The sequence below is a fragment of the Streptomyces sp. S07_1.15 genome, from assembly GCF_020739505.1.
Taxonomy (GTDB): Bacteria; Actinomycetota; Actinomycetes; order Streptomycetales; family Streptomycetaceae; genus Streptomyces; species Streptomyces xinghaiensis.
In genome coordinates this window covers 5,685,865-5,699,779 of the sequence record NZ_JAJBZK010000001.1, presented here as the reverse complement: position 1 = coordinate 5,699,779, position 13,915 = coordinate 5,685,865, and the positions used below count along the sequence as shown (strand labels likewise).

The 13,915-nt window shown below is 76.1% G+C and carries 12 protein-coding genes; 3 read left to right on the top strand and 9 right to left on the bottom strand.

The annotated features are described in order from the left end of the window. The first annotated feature begins 52 nt into the window (after nucleotides 1–52). Complete coding sequence (locus tag LIX60_RS24415) at nucleotides 53–835, top strand: carboxylesterase (protein WP_227960598.1); 783 nt, start codon at nucleotides 53–55, stop codon at nucleotides 833–835. After that, nucleotides 828–1,610 carry a hypothetical protein gene (locus tag LIX60_RS24410; protein WP_227960596.1) on the top strand — a complete coding sequence of 261 codons (783 nt, stop codon included), beginning with the start codon at nucleotides 828–830 and terminating at the stop codon, nucleotides 1,608–1,610. Before LIX60_RS24415 ends, LIX60_RS24410 begins: the two co-directional genes overlap by 8 nt. Nucleotides 1,611–1,794: 184 nt before the next feature. Here the strand turns inward: LIX60_RS24410 and LIX60_RS24405 are convergent, their stop codons facing one another. From LIX60_RS24405 to LIX60_RS24380, 6 genes are all read right to left on the bottom strand, one after another. Continuing rightward, entirely contained in the window at nucleotides 1,795–2,544 is a 750-nt protein-coding gene (locus LIX60_RS24405) for an endonuclease/exonuclease/phosphatase family protein (RefSeq protein WP_227962905.1), read from the bottom strand. 141 nt (nucleotides 2,545–2,685) lie between these two features. Beyond that, nucleotides 2,686–3,627, bottom strand: a complete 942-nt coding sequence (locus tag LIX60_RS24400; RefSeq protein WP_019710525.1) for an ROK family glucokinase — start codon at nucleotides 3,625–3,627, stop codon at nucleotides 2,686–2,688. 58 nt (nucleotides 3,628–3,685) lie between these two features. Then, entirely contained in the window at nucleotides 3,686–4,201 is a 516-nt protein-coding gene (locus LIX60_RS24395) for a DUF5304 domain-containing protein (RefSeq protein WP_227960594.1), read from the bottom strand. A 160-nt stretch (nucleotides 4,202–4,361) separates the two neighbouring features. Then, a complete protein-coding gene (locus LIX60_RS24390) occupies nucleotides 4,362–5,810 on the bottom strand; it encodes an ArsA family ATPase (RefSeq protein WP_227960592.1) in 1,449 nt (482 codons plus the stop codon). 1 nt (nucleotide 5,811) lies between these two features. Beyond that, nucleotides 5,812–6,261 (bottom strand): SRPBCC family protein, encoded by a 450-nt coding sequence (locus LIX60_RS24385; RefSeq protein ID WP_043469069.1) that lies wholly within the window; start codon nucleotides 6,259–6,261, stop codon nucleotides 5,812–5,814. Nucleotides 6,262–6,444: 183 nt separating this feature from the next. Beyond that, nucleotides 6,445–7,224, bottom strand: a complete 780-nt coding sequence (locus LIX60_RS24380) for a metallophosphoesterase (RefSeq protein WP_227960590.1) — start codon at nucleotides 7,222–7,224, stop codon at nucleotides 6,445–6,447. 290 nt (nucleotides 7,225–7,514) lie between these two features. Here LIX60_RS24380 and LIX60_RS24375 point away from each other — a divergent pair, with 290 nt between their 5' ends. Then, nucleotides 7,515–9,311: a long-chain fatty acid--CoA ligase gene (locus tag LIX60_RS24375; RefSeq protein ID WP_227960588.1), complete on the top strand. Its 1,797-nt coding sequence runs from the start codon at nucleotides 7,515–7,517 to the stop codon at nucleotides 9,309–9,311. A 272-nt stretch (nucleotides 9,312–9,583) separates the two neighbouring features. Here the strand turns inward: LIX60_RS24375 and LIX60_RS24370 are convergent, their stop codons facing one another. The 3 genes from LIX60_RS24370 to LIX60_RS24360 all read right to left on the bottom strand — a co-directional run bounded on the left by LIX60_RS24370 (nucleotide 9,584) and on the right by LIX60_RS24360 (nucleotide 13,840). Next, nucleotides 9,584–10,714, bottom strand: coding sequence for a glycosyltransferase family 4 protein (locus LIX60_RS24370; RefSeq protein ID WP_227960586.1), 1,131 nt, complete (start codon nucleotides 10,712–10,714; stop codon nucleotides 9,584–9,586). A gap of 747 nt (nucleotides 10,715–11,461) precedes the next feature. Further along, nucleotides 11,462–12,706 (bottom strand): hypothetical protein, encoded by a 1,245-nt coding sequence (locus tag LIX60_RS24365; protein WP_227960584.1) that lies wholly within the window; start codon nucleotides 12,704–12,706, stop codon nucleotides 11,462–11,464. A gap of 108 nt (nucleotides 12,707–12,814) precedes the next feature. Then, the gene (locus tag LIX60_RS24360; protein ID WP_227960582.1) at nucleotides 12,815–13,840 is read right to left on the bottom strand and encodes an NlpC/P60 family protein; all 1,026 of its coding nucleotides are present in this window, start codon (nucleotides 13,838–13,840) and stop codon (nucleotides 12,815–12,817) included. Nucleotides 13,841–13,915 lie beyond the last annotated feature (75 nt).

Here is a 13,915-nt window from a genome sequence, read left to right as displayed (position 1 = left end):
CCCGGCAGCCCCTGCCGGACCTCGCGAAACGACGACGAACAGGAGACCTCCGGTGCAGGTCCTCCCCGGAGCCGAACCGTTCCACCACGAGGGCGGGGACATCGGTGTCCTGCTCTGCCACGGCTTCACCGGTTCCCCGCAGTCCATGCGCCCCTGGGCCGACTTCCTCGCCGGGCGCGGATACACCGTGTCCCTGCCGCTGCTGCCCGGCCACGGCACCCGCTGGCAGGACATGCAGCTGACCGGCTGGCAGGACTGGTACGCCGAGGTCGACCGGGGCCTGCGCGGCCTCACCGCCCGGTGCCGGCAGGTCTTCGTCTGCGGCCTCTCCATGGGCGGCGCTCTCGCGCTGCGGCTGGCCGCCAAGCACGGCGACGAGATCAGCGGGATCGTCGTGGTCAACCCCGTGAACCGGGTGCACGGGCTGTCGGCGTACGCGCTGCCCGTCGCCCGCCATCTGGTGCGCACCACCAAGGGCCTGGCGAGCGACATCGCCAAGGGCGGCGTCCAGGAGGCCGCCTACGACCGGGTGCCGCTGCACGCCGCGCACTCCCTGCGCCGCTTCCTGCGGCTGCTCGACGGCGAACTGCCGCAGGTCACCCAGCCGTTGCTCCTGCTGCACAGCGCGCGGGACCATGTGGTCTCCCCGGCCGACTCCGCCCGCATCCTCAGCCGGGTCTCGTCCACGGACGTCACCGAGACCCTGCTGGAGCGCAGCTACCACGTGGCCACGCTCGACTACGACGCCGAGCGGATCTTCCAGGACTCCCACGACTTCATCGGCCGGCTCGTGGCGGACGGCACCGAGCGGGAAGGGACGGCGACCGGTGGCTGAACGCGGTACCGGCACCGGGCACGAGGACGGCCCCGAACCGTTCGACGAGGAGGCCGCCTGGGCGGCGATCGTCGCCGGGTACGGCGACGAACCGGAGTTCCCGGGGGACGACCCGCCCGCGCGGGAGCCGGCGCCCGGGCCCGGGGCGCTGCCCGGCTTCCTGGAGACGGAGAAGCCGCTCAAGCCGTTCCCGGCCGGGGCGGAGCCCGAGCCGGGGACGCCGGCGCGCGGCGGCGCGGACCGGGGACCCGTACGGCGGGAGTCCGGGCCCGCGGGGACGGAGCCGTCGGATACCGCCGGGGAGGCGGGGACGTCCGGGGCGGAGGGCGCGGGCTCCGGCTCCGCGGACCGCTCCGGTGCCACCGGCCGGCCCGGGGCCCCGGCCTCCCCCGGTTCCGGGCCGGCGGCCGGGGCGGACCGGCCGCTGGGGTCGAGCGTCATCTTCCCGGCCGGCACGGGCCCCCGGGACTGGAGCCCGCGTGAGCCCGCCGGGGACGGGGGCGCGGAAGGCGGAGAGGGCGGGGACGAGGACCACTTCGTACCGCCCGAGCCGCCGCCGCTCCCGGAAGCCGACACCCCCACCAAGTTCGCCTGGCTCGCGGTGCTCGGCGGACCGCTGCTGCTGATCGTCACCGTGCTGGCCCAGCAGCCGGTCACCTGGTGGATCGCGACCCTCGGGGTCGGCGGTTTCCTGGGCGGCTTCGCGACCCTCGTCGCCCGGATGCGGGAGGACGACGAGGAGGACGACGACCCCGGCCGGGGCGCCGTCGTCTGACTCCCGGGCCGGCCCGCCGGAGAATCCGTAATCGCGGCGGACGGGCGCCTTCCGAAAACGGCCCTCCGGGCCTACGGTGTTCTCCGAAGGCCTCCGTGCGATCGAGGTGGGTACCTCCGTCGCACGGGGGTCTTCGCCAGTTCCGGGGCCCCTCCGCGCCAACCGCCGCACCGGCGGGGCGTGTTCAGCCGCGCGCCGGTGCCCCGCGGTGCCGGGCGCCGGGTCCGGCGGGGATCCGGAGGGCGGCCAGAACGGGGAGATGGTCCGTGGCGGCCCGGAGATCGGCGTGGCTGACGCCGTCGAGCTCCAGGGGCACCCCGCAGCCCAGGATCTCCACGCCCTCCGTGGCCAGCACCGCGTCGATGCGCTGGTGCGGATCGGCGGGGGTCGAGGTGTACTCGCCGCCCCACGGGGCCTCGGCCCAGGCGTCCCGCAGCCCGCCGGTGAGCCTGCGGAACGCGCGCCCGCCCGGACGGTCGTTGAGGTCGCCGCCGACGACCGCGTTCGCCACACCCGCCTCCCGCGTCTGCCGGTCCAGGACGTCCAGCAGCATCCCGGCCTGCGCCTCGCGCTCGGCCGCCGCCAGGCTGAGGTGGCAGCTCGCCGCCACCAGCCGTGCGTCCCCGAACCGCAGGACCGCGGTGGCGAAGCCGCGCCGGTGCAGTCCCGGGGTGAGCGGCAGCAGGATGTCCTCGGTGCGCTCCACCCGGGCGCGGAGCGAGGAGAGGATCAGCGGGCCGGTGGCGGTGGCCCCGCCTGTGACGTACACCAGCTCCGCGGCGCGGGCGAGCCGCGCCACCGACTTGCGCCAGCGGAAGAACCGCGGCGCCTCCTGGATCAGGACGAGATCGGGGGCGCAGGCCCGGATGACCCGGGCCAGCGCCTCCCGGTCGTCGCGCAGCGAGCGGACGTTGTAGCTGAGCACGCGGATCACGGCGGAGCCGTCCCCCTCGGTGCGGGAGGCGGGGAGAGCGGCCGGGCCGTCCGAGTCCGTGCCACCGGTGCGGGGGCCGTGCTCCGCCCCGTCCGTCCCGTCCGTCTCCGCCGCGCTCACCCGCTCGGTCCTCTCAGCCGGTCAGCCCTGGCGCGCCAGGTCGGCGGCGCCCACCAGACCGGCCTTGCCGCCGAGCTGCGCGGCGAGCACCTGGGCGTGCGGCCGCCACTGGCTGCCGACCAGCCAGCGCCGGAACGACTTGCGGATCGGGTCCAGGACCAGATCGCCCTCGTCCGAGACGCCGCCGCCGATGATGAAGGCGGAGGGGTCGAAGAGCGAGGCCAGATCGGCCAGCCCCGCGCCCGCCCAGCGGGCGAGCTCGCGGAACGAGTCGACGGCGACCGGGTCGCCCCGCCGCGCCGCCTGGCTGACGTGCCGGCCTTCGATGCCCTCGGGCGTTCCGTCGCCGAGCGACAGCAGGATCCCGGCGTTCTCGGGGGTGGCCACGGAGCGCTGGCGGGCGTAGCGGACGAGGGCCCGCCCGGAGGCGTACTGCTCCCAGCAGCCCTGGCTGCCGCAGCCGCACAGCAGGCCGTCCGGGACGACCCGGACGTGGCCGAACTCGCCGGCGACGCCGAAGCGGCCCCGGCGCAGCTTGTTCCCGATGATGACGCCGCCGCCGAGGCCGGTGCCGAGCGTGATGCAGATGACGTCGTCGTGGCCCGCGCCGGCGCCGAACTTGTACTCGCCCCAGGCGGCGGCGTTGGCGTCGTTCTCGACGACGACCGGGAGCCCCACCCGCTGCTCGACCTTGTCCTTGAGCGCCTCGTGGCGCCAGTTGATGTTGGGGGCGAAGAGTACGGTGGCCCGCTTGTCGTCGACGTAGCCGGCCGCGCCGATGCCGACGGCCGTGATCTCGTGGCCGGTGCTGACCGTGCGGACCGCTTCCGCGATGGCGTCGATGACGCCCTCGGAGGTCGGTGGGGTCGCGACCTTGCACGTCTCGAGAATCGAGCCCTCTTCGTCGACCACGCCAGCTGCGATCTTCGTGCCGCCGATGTCGACGCCGATGGTGAGTCCCATGTATCCCTCAGTTGTCCGGTCGATCCCCGCTGCGTGACCAACCGTACCGGAGCTGTGGTCAGTCGAGGTCGATGCGCCCGCTTCCGGACGGACCCCCCGGGTCCTCCGGTCCCCCGCCGCTGTCTCCGTCCGCGCTGTCCGCGTCCGTCCCACGGCTCCTCGGGTCCGCGGTGCCCCGGGTCCAGTCGCTCTCCTGGCGCTCGACGGCGGAGCGGTAGGCGGCGAGCAGCTCGGAGCCGGCGGCGGCGAGGTGGTCGAAGACGTCCGGGTTGCGCTCCACGACCGGCTCCACGGCGGCCTTCGCCCGGTTCACCAGCTGCTGGACGGCGCTCTGCGCGGCCAGGCCGGCGACCGGGAGCTGGAGCGAGGAGAGCTTGTCCGCGACGGCGTCGGCCAGTTTGAGCAGTTCCTCGGCGGCGCTGCCGGGCGGCCGGCCCTCCTGGGCGCGGCGGCGCGCCTTCTCGGCGGCGAGGTCCTCGGCACAGGCCGTGGACCAGGCGTCGGCGTCGGGGGCCGCCCCGGTGGCCGGGGTCCCGGCGGGCTCGGTGGCCGGGTGCTCGGTGGGATCGCTCATTGCGGGCTCCTGCTGCGGGATCGGCGGTCAGGCGCCTCGGCGGACGCCCCCGCCTCCGACGGTACCGGAACCGCCGCCGGTGGCCGTCTCCCCGGCCCGGCCCGGGGCCCGGTGACGGCCCCGGCGTCAGGGCCGCGGCGGCGGGCCGGCGGACGCCGGCTCAGGGAGTGCGGGGCCACAGACCGGGCTCGGGCACGAAGCGGACCCGCAGCTCGCCGTCGGACAGTCCGGCCCCGGACACGGTGCAGCGGCGCAGCGCCGACGGCAGCGGGACGATACGGCGGAACGGGCCCGCGGCGACCATCAGTTCGTCCCCGCGCCGCACCAGTTCGAGGTCGCCGCGCTCGGCTCCGGCCAGCGGGATGCGCCAGACCAGCACGCCCTCCTCCGCCCGCCGGTCCTCCACGGTCCAGGCCGGGGCGCCCGGGCCCGGTACGGCGCCGTTCGGGGCCCCGGGGCCCGGGGTCCCGCATCCGGGGGCCGCCGGTGCGCCGGGAAGGTGCTCCGGGGGGCCCGGCCGGTGTGCGAGGGCGTCGGCCAGGACGGCCAGGTCCTCCGGACCGCGCGGTTCGCGGCCGAGGTGCGGCAGTTCGTACAGGGCCGTGCCGGTGTCCGGGTCCGCCCACTCCTCGTCGAGGGCTTTCAGGGCGGTCTGCTGCTCGCCGGAGAGGGCCGCGAGCCAGGGGTCGGCCGAGCCGGTGGGCAGCACCTTGCCGGCGATGACCGCGTCGACGCGGTGGCCGTGCAGGGCGAGTCCCGGGCGGAGGCGGCGGAGCGCGTCCACGGCCGCCGGGCCCGGCTCGGCCACCAGCCGCAGCGTGGTCGTCGGGGCGCCCAGCACCTCGCGCGCGGCGGCGAGTTCGGCCCGGGCCCGGTCGGCGGCCCCGTAGAGCCAGGGGGCGGGCATGGGCACCCCGGCGAGCTGGGCCAGCACCGGCCGCAGTGCGCGGGCAGCCTGCCGGCTCGGGGGCAGCAGGCGGTCCAGGTACCAGCTCAGCTGTTCGGGGAGCGCCAGGACGGCCAAGGTCTCCTGGGCGGGCGGCAGATCGACGACCACGAGGTCCCAGGCGTCCGGGAGCCCGTCCTCCGCCGCCGGGTGTTCCGCCGGGTGTTCCCCCGCGGAGGCGGGGGCGGACGCGGACCCGGGGGCCGCGGCCGGGAGGTCGCGGACCGCGCGGAGCGCGCGGAGGACGGCGAGCCGCCCGGCGCCCGGCAGGACGGCGAGTTCGTCCGGGTGGAGGGGTGCGGCGCCCAGCAGGTCGAGCACGGGCCCGCCGCGCTCCTGGAGGGCGAGGACGTGTTCGCGGAGGTGTTCGTCGCCCTCGACCCGGGCCGCCCAGAGGCCGGGCGCGGCGGGGACGGGCGCGGTCCAGGGGGCGGCCGCCGGGGCGTGCGGCGCCGGTCCGCGCTCCGGGGCGCGGGTGGCCGCGGCGGGCGGCGGCAGCGTGCGGCCGAGCACCGTGTCCAGAGGGCCGGGCCGGCCGGTGGTCAGCAGCAGAACGCGCTGCCCGCGCCGGGCCGACGCGAGGGCGGAGGCCGCGGCGGCGGTGGTGCGTCCCGCCCCTCCGGGGCCGGTCACCAGGACCGTGCGGACGAGGGTGCTCGCCACCTCAGGCCTGCGCGCCGCTCTCGACGCGCTTCTTCAGACCGGCGAGAGCCCGGTCGATGATGACCTTCTCCGCCTTGCGCTTGATCATTCCGAGCATGGGGATCTTGACGTCGACGGTCAGCTGGTACGTCACCTCGGTGCGGGCGCCCCCGTCGGCCGGCGTCAGCCGGTAGGTGCCGTCGAGGGAGCGCAGCATCTGCGACTTCACCAGTGTCCAGCTCACCTCGTTCTCGCCGGTCCAGGTGTAGGCGAGGGTGTGGTCGTCCTTGATCGCCCCGGCGTCGAGCACCAGCCGGACCTGCTCGGCACGGCCGCGGTCGTCCTTGGCCAGCACCTCGGCCTCCTTGACCTCCCCGGTCCACTCCGGGTAGCGGTCGAAGTCGGAGATCACCGACATGACCTCGCCCGGTGCCGCCTCGATCATGATGTTCGAGCTGGTGTGTTCCGCCATCGCGGTGGCTCCTTCACTGCGGTCGGCTCCGGCCTGCGCCCCTGCCGGTGAAGGCTACCGCGCGCCGGAACGGGTCCGGCGGGCCCCTCCCTCCGGTCGGCGGCCGCTCTCCGCCCGCCCGGGGACGCCCGGGGACGCCCGGGGACGCCCGGGGACGCCCGGCGGGCCGCCGTTCGCCGCCGGTCACCACTCCAGCGCCCACGGCGTCCCGGTCGCGGCGAAATGGCCGACGTTGACGCATTCCGTGGCGCCGACGCGCATCCGGCGCACCAGCGGCTGGTGCACGTGCCCGAACAGCGCGTAGCGCGGCCGCGTCGCGCGGATCGCCTCCAGCAGGGCCGGGCTGCCCCGTTCGAAGCGGCGGGCCACGGTGTCGTAGCAGAGTGCGGGGACCTCCGGCGGGATGTGCGAGCAGAGCACGTCCACCTCGCCGAGGGCGGCGACCTTCGCGGCGTAGGTCTCCTCGTCGATCTCGTACGGGGTGCGCATCGGGCTGGGCAGCCCGCCGCCGACGAAGCCGAAGACCAGGCCGCCGATCTCGGTCCGCTCGCCGTCGAGCACGCTGACCCCGTGCGCGCCCGCGTACTCCGGCCAGAGGGCCGGGATGTCGACATTGCCATAGGTGGCGTACGTGGGCCGCGGAAAGGCGGGGAACAGCTCGGCGTACTGCTCGCGCACCGCGGACTCGATGACGCGGCGGCGCTCCTCCTCCCCGCCGGCGAGCCCGGCCCACAGCCGGGCGCCGAGCTCGCGGGCCTCCCGGAAGCGCCGGTCGGTGCGGAGTTCCACGATCCGCTCGGCGTTCTCCGTGCCGAAAAGCCGCGGAAATATCCCTCTGGAACGATCCGCGTAGTCCAGGAACAGCACGAGGTCGCCGAGGCAGACCAGGGCGTCCGCGCCGTCGCCCGCCCTGGCGAGGTCCGCGCTGTTCCCGTGCACGTCACTGACCACATGGACTCGCATGCGGTGGACCCTACGCCGTCCGTACCCCACCGGGGAGACGGCCGCGACCTGCGGCTCCCCACGGGCGGCGGGGGGACTCGACTAGGCTTCGAGCACCAACCCCGCACCGCGGCCCGGTATGTGTGACACGTAAAACATCTGGGCGGCCCCCCCTACCGGGGAGCCGATACCGGTGGGTAACGTCCGGGGTCGTCGTCCCCTTCCCCCATTCCCCCACATCAAGGACCGCGGCCGCGGCAGCACGCCGGTTACGACGTGGCAGCACCGGCGCCCTATGAGGAGCAGCAGTCTTGCGCGAGTTCAGCCTTCCGGCCCTGTACGAGGTCCCCGCGGACGGAAACCTGACGGATCTCATCCGCCGCAACGCCGCGCTCCATCCCGAGGTCGCCGTCCTCGCGCGGAAGCGGGACGGCCGCTGGGAGGACGTCACCGCGAAGGACTTCCTGGCCGAGGTTCGCGAGACCGCCAAGGGCCTCATCGCCGCCGGGGTACGCCCCGGCGACCGCGTCGCCCTGATGTCCCGCACCCGCTACGAGTGGACCCTGCTGGACTTCGCGATCTGGAGCGCGGGCGCCGTCAGCGTCCCCGTCTACGAGACCAGCTCGCCCGAGCAGATCGCCTGGATCCTCAGCGACTCCGGCGCCGTGGCCTGCCTCGTCGAGACCGACGCGCACGCCGGCGCCGTCAACTCCGTACGGGACCGGCTGCCCGAGCTGCTGCACGTCTGGCAGATCGAGCGCGACGCCGTGGGACAACTGCGCGGCCAGGGCGCCGGGATCACCGACGCGGAGGCCGACGAGCGGTCCGCGCTGGCGGACGCCGACTCGCCCGCCACCATCGTCTACACCTCCGGCACCACCGGCCGCCCCAAGGGCTGTGTGCTGACGCACCGCAACTTCTTCGCCGAGGCGGGCAACGTCGTGGAGCGGCTGCGCCCGCTGTTCCGCACCGGTGAGTGCTCCGTCCTGCTCTTCCTCCCGGTCGCCCATGTCTTCGGCCGGCTGGTCGAGATCGCCGCCGTCCTCGCGCCGATCCGCCTCGGCCACTGTGCCGACATCAAGAACCTCACCGACGAACTCGCCTCCTTCCGGCCGACGATGGTGCTCGGCGTGCCGCGCGTCTTCGAGAAGGTCTACAACTCCGCCCGCGCCAAGGCCCAGGCCGACGGCAAGGGCGGGATCTTCGACAAGGCCGCGGACGCCGCCATCGCCTACAGCCGCGCCCTGGACACGCCCTCCGGGCCCTCGCTGGGCGTGCGGATCAAGCACAAGGCCTTCGACAAGCTCGTCTACGGCAAGCTCCGTTCGGTGCTCGGCGGCCGCGCGCGGCACGCCATCTCCGGCGGCGCCCCGCTCGGCGAGCGGCTCGGCCACTTCTACCGCGGTATCGGCTTCACGGTCCTGGAGGGCTACGGCCTCACCGAGTCCTGCGCCGCGACGGCGTTCAACCCCTGGGACCGGCAGAAGATCGGCACGGTCGGCCAGCCGCTGCCCGGCTCGGTCGTCCGGATCGCCGACGACGGCGAGGTGCTGCTCCACGGCGAGCACATCTTCACCGGCTACTGGAACAACGAGGCCGCGACCCGCGAGGCGCTCTCCGACGGCTGGTTCCACACCGGCGACATCGGCACCCTCGACGAGGACGGCTATCTCGCGATCACGGGCCGCAAGAAGGAGATCATCGTGACGGCCGGCGGCAAGAACGTCGCCCCCGCAGTCATCGAGGACCGCATCCGGGCCCACGCGCTGGTCGGCGAGTGCATGGTCGTCGGTGACGGCCGCCCCTTCGTCGGCGCGCTCATCACCCTGGACGAGGACTTCCTGCCGCGCTGGCTGGAGGACCACGGCAGGCCCGCCGGCACGACGGCCGCCACGCTGCGGGACGACCCGGAGCTGCTGGCCGACGTCCAGAAGGCCGTGGACGACGGCAACGCGGCCGTGTCGAAGGCCGAGTCGGTCCGCAAGTTCCGCATCCTCCCGGCCCAGTTCAGCGAGGAATCCGGGCACGTCACGCCGTCCATGAAGCTGAAGCGGGCCGTCGTGGCGAAGGATTTCGCGCACGAGATCGAGGCCCTCTACACGAAGTAGCCTCCGGCCCGGTTCCGCCGGGCCGGGCGGTCCGGGGTCCGGCCCCGGCCCGCCCCAGGCCGTCCGACGACGCGACGAGCGGAGCGGGCGGTGCCGGATTCCGGCCGGGGCGCCCGCCGGGGCACCTCCGGCCCGGACGGGACGGCGCGGACCTCACGGTCCTCCGCTCCGGCCCCGGCCCCGGCCCCGCGCCTTCGCGGCCGGCCGGCACCCCCCGGGAAGGGCCCCGCCCCCGACGTACGTTCCGCGCCGTGCCCCGGGCCGGGCGGGCGTCAGAGCAGCGAGGCCAGACGGTCCGCCAGCAGGTCGCGGCGCCAGCGCTCCTCGATCCAGGCGCGCCCCCGCTCCCCCATCCGCCGCCGCAGTGCCGGATCCCGCAGCAGCGTCACGATTCGCTCCGCCGCGTCCGGCACGGACTCCCCGCGCACCACCCAGCCCGTCTCCCCGTCCAGGACCGCGTCCGGCGCCCCGCCCGAGTCCCCCGCCACCACCGGGAGCCCCGTCGCCGAGGCCTCCAGGTAGACGATGCCGAGCCCTTCGACGTCCAGCCCGCCCCGCCGGGTGCGGCAGGGCATCGCGAAGACGTCCCCCGCGCCGTAGTGGGCCGGCAGTTCCTCCCACGGCACCGAGCCGGTGAAGAGCACCGAGTCCGCCACCCCGCAGCCGTCCGCGAGCTTCTCCAGGTCCTTGCGGTACGGGCCGCCGCCCACGATCAGCAGCATCGTGTCCGGTACGGCCGCCAGGATCGCCGGCATCGCCCGGATCAGCGTGTCCTGCCCCTTGCGCGGGACGAGCCGCGACACGCACACCACCACGGGACGGCCGGTGAGCCCCAGCCGCGCCCGGATCTCGTCGCCCCCCGAGCCCGGGTGGAAGGTCTTCTCGTCGACCCCCGGCGGCAGTTGCACCATGCGGGCCGCCGCCTCCGGGGTGAGCGCGGCGGCGATCCGGGAGCGGGTGTACTCCCCCAGATACGTCATCGTGTCGGTACCCTCGCCGATCCTGCGCAGCAGCCGCCTTGCGGCGGGCAGCTGGGCCCAGCCGGCCTCGTGCCCGTGCGTGGTAGCGACCAGGCGGCGGGCGCCGGCCCCGCGCAGCGCCGGCGCCATCAGCCCGAGCGGGGCGGCGGCGCCGAACCACACCGAGGTGCAGTCGTGCTCCCGCAGCAGCTCCGCGGCGCGGCGGGCCACGCGCGGGGTGGGCAGCAGCATGCTCGTGCGGTCCCGGACGACGGGGAACGGCTGCTCCGCGTCGAACCGGGCCACCTCGCTGCCGTCCTTCCAGGTGGAGGCGTAGACGACGAGGCGGGCCGGGTCCAGGCGCAGCGCCATGCTGTGCAGGAAGGACTGGATGCCGCCGGGACGGGGCGGGAAGTCGTTCGTGACGATCAGGGTCTTGTCCATCCCGGCCGACAGTACCGGGTGGCCCGCCGCGTGCTCCGGGGTGCTCCGGGGTCCCCCCGGGGCGGGCCCAGGGGCGCCTGCGGCGCCGTCTCCCGGGGACGGGAGGGAGCGCGGCCCGGGGGACGGCCCCCGGGAGGGACGGACCGGGGGCGGAGACGGTGCGGGGCCCGGGGCGCCGGGCGCGGGCGCCGTACCGGGGAGCCCGCCCCCGAGGCACTGGTTGGACGGCAAACGGGCGGGTGGGAGGGCAGCACCCGCGCGCAGCGCGGAAACCGGGGAGTACGGGCCGACGGCGGGAAGACCCGACCCCGGCCTCGCCGGACCCGCCCCCGGGCGAGAACCCCGCACACACCTGCGAAACCGCGCAGAACGTCACGAACCCCCGCGGAACCCCGCGGAACCCGCAGCGGCGCCTCAGCCAAGCCGGCTCTCCGCGTACGCGCGGGGGGCCCGGGGGACGGTCCCAGGGGACGGACCCGGGAGGGACGGACCGGGGGCGGAGACGGTGCGGGGCTCGGGCGCCGGGCTGGGGAGCCTGCCCCCGAGGCACCGCTGTACGGCAAACGGGCGGGTGGGAGGGCAGCACCCGCGCGCAGCGCGGAAACCGGGGAGTACGGGCCGACGGCGGGAAGACCCGACCCCGGCCTCGCCGGACCCGCACCCCGGGCGAGAACCCCGCACACACCTGCGAAACCGCGCAGAACGTCACGAACCCCCGCGGAACCCCGCGGAACCCGCAGCGGCGCCTCAGCCGAGCCGGCTCTCCGCGTACGCGCGCCAGCGCGCCGTGAAGGCGGCGGGGCCGAGGCCCAGCTGCTCGCGGAGGGCGGCCTCCAGGGCCCGGGACCGGTCGGGGCCGGCCTCGCCCACCGCCCGGTAGAAGGAGACCAGCGTCTCCTCCCCCCACTCCTCCGCGATCATGCGGCAGGCGAGCCATCCCGCCTCGTACGCGCGGGCCAGCCGGCGGGCGTCCCCGGTGAAGGAGAAGTCCTCGTCGCCGGGGAGCGCCCCGGGCGCGCGGCCGGCGGTGACCTCGCGGGCCAGCTCGGGGGCGATCCGGGAGGCGGGGCGATCGGTGTCCCGGTAGCCGGCCCAGTCGGCGAACCCCTCGGAGAGCCAGAGCGGGGTGGCGGGCGAGGTGTGGGCGCGGGTGGCGACATGGGCCGTCTCGTGGGTGAGGACCACGTCCTGCCCGGTCTCGCCGAGGATGCCGTAGGCGGCCGGGTTGACGATGACGCGGTCGGCGGGGCCGCCGGGTGCGCCCCCGGTCCGCCCGGTGGTCACGGCCGCTATGCCGCGGTAGCTCCCCGGCGGGTCACCCAGCAGCTCCGCCATGTCCGCCGGGGAACGCGGTACGAGGACGACGACCCGGCGGGCCCAGCCGCCGCCCCAGGCCGCGTCCACGGCGGGGACGGCCCGGTCGGCCGTGCGGGCGATGCCGCGCAGCCGGCCGCGGTCGTGGCCGACGCCGAGCACCAGGCTGCGGCTCCCCCGGACGGCCTCGACCCGGCCCTGCTCCCACAGCGGTTCGGGACCGTCGCCGGTGGGGTGCTCCGCGGCGATGTACCAGCGTCCGCCGCGTTCGGCGAGCGTGAGCCGCTGGTCGGCGGTCGCCGGCCCGGTGTCGTGGCCGCTGAGCCGGTAGCTCAGCCGGACCCGGACGGCGATGCGGCGGCCCTCGCCCGGCGCGGGCTCGAAGCCGCCGGTGCCGGTGAGGTCGTACTCCCAGGAGGCGAGGGGGACTTCGGCGAGGTTCCGCAGCACCTCCCGCTGGCGGGCGCGGAGCCGGCCGGCCGAGGGGTGGGTCTCCGCGAGGAACGCGCGTTCGTCGCGGTCGAGGAGGGCGGCCGACCGCCGGTCCAGCAGCCGCTGCACCGACCGGTCGCCCGGGTCGGCCCGGCCGCAGGCGGGCAGCAGCGTGAACAGCACGAGCAGCGCCGCGACCGCCGGTGCGGCGGCGCGCACCCTCCCGTACCGCCCCGGAAACGCCACGCTCCCGATCGTACGGCCGCGGCCGGGGCGCGGGCCCGCCCCGATCCGGGCGTGCGGGCGCCGGGATCCGGACGGCACACGAGCCCGGGCCGCGGGCGGCGCGGGGCCTCAGACCCGGGTAACGGTGGCGTTCGGCATCAGGCCCACGGGGTCGTAGCGCACGGCGGCGCCGGGGTGCGGGGCGTGCACGATCTGTCCGTTCCCGACGTACATGCCGACATGGCTGGCGTCCGTCCGGTAGGTCACCAGGTCGCCGGGGCGGGCCTCGCTCAGCGGGATCCGGCGGCCGGCGAACCGCTGGGCCTGGGAGGTGCGCGGGAGCGTCACCCCCGCCTGCTGGTACGACCAGTAGGTGAGCCCCGAGCAGTCGAAGGAGCCGGGACCGGTGGCGCCCCAGACGTAGGGCCGTCCCACCGCCGCCCGGGCCGCGGCCACGGCCGCCGCCGCGCGGCCGGACGCCGCGGTGCCGCCGCCGGGGAACTCCGTACGGCCGCCGTCGCGGGCGGCCCGCCGGTGCTCCGCGCGCTGCTCCGGGCCGAGGGAGTCCAGCAGGCGCTGTGCGCGGGCCAGCCGGCCCTCGACGGCCCGCTTGTGGCGGCTGACGGCCTTCCGGCTGCGCTCCGCCGCCGCGATCCGGCGCGCGGCGCGGGCGCGTTCCTCGCGCAGCTCGGTCTGCGCCCGCCGCAGGGAGCGCAGTTCGCCGGCCTGGCGTTCGCTGATGCGGTTGAGGGTGACGGCCCGGTCGAGGTAGGTGTCCGGGTCGGAGGAGAGCAGCAGCCGCACGGCCGGGTCCACACCGCCGGCACGGTACTGGGCGCCGGCGAGGGAGCCGAGGACGCCGCGGAGCCGGTTGACCCGCTCCTGGCCGCGCGCGACGCGGTCGGAGAGCCGTCCGGCCTCGGCGCTCAGCCGCCGGTACCGCTCCCCCGCCGCGTGGTACTTCTCCGTGGCCCGCTCGGCCTCGACGTGGAGCCGGCCGACCGCGGACCGCACCTCGGCGGGGGTGTCCCGAGGCTCGGCGCCCGCCGGGGCGATGGAGAGCGCCACGGCGGCCGTCGCCGCCGCGGCGGGCAGCATCGTGATGCGGTTGGACTGCGTGAGGCCGGTCTTGCCGGCCCGGCGATGGGATGCCACTGCTGGCCGTGCTCCCTTCCGCTGGAGGTCCCGGAGGAGACCGGGACCGGAGAACTGCGGGCAGAGAGTAACCAG

Bases quoted from the DNA above. Each gene is read 5' to 3' on its own strand.
- LIX60_RS24400 (WP_019710525.1), bottom strand. From the start codon at position 3,627: ATGGGACTCACCATCGGCGTCGACATCGGCGGCACGAAGATCGCAGCT.
- LIX60_RS24395 (WP_227960594.1), bottom strand. From the start codon at position 4,201: ATGAGCGATCCCACCGAGCACCCGGCCACCGAGCCCGCCGGGACCCCG.
- LIX60_RS24385 (WP_043469069.1), bottom strand. From the start codon at position 6,261: ATGGCGGAACACACCAGCTCGAACATCATGATCGAGGCGGCACCGGGC.
- LIX60_RS24380 (WP_227960590.1), bottom strand. From the start codon at position 7,224: ATGCGAGTCCATGTGGTCAGTGACGTGCACGGGAACAGCGCGGACCTC.
- LIX60_RS24370 (WP_227960586.1), bottom strand. From the start codon at position 10,714: ATGGACAAGACCCTGATCGTCACGAACGACTTCCCGCCCCGTCCCGGC.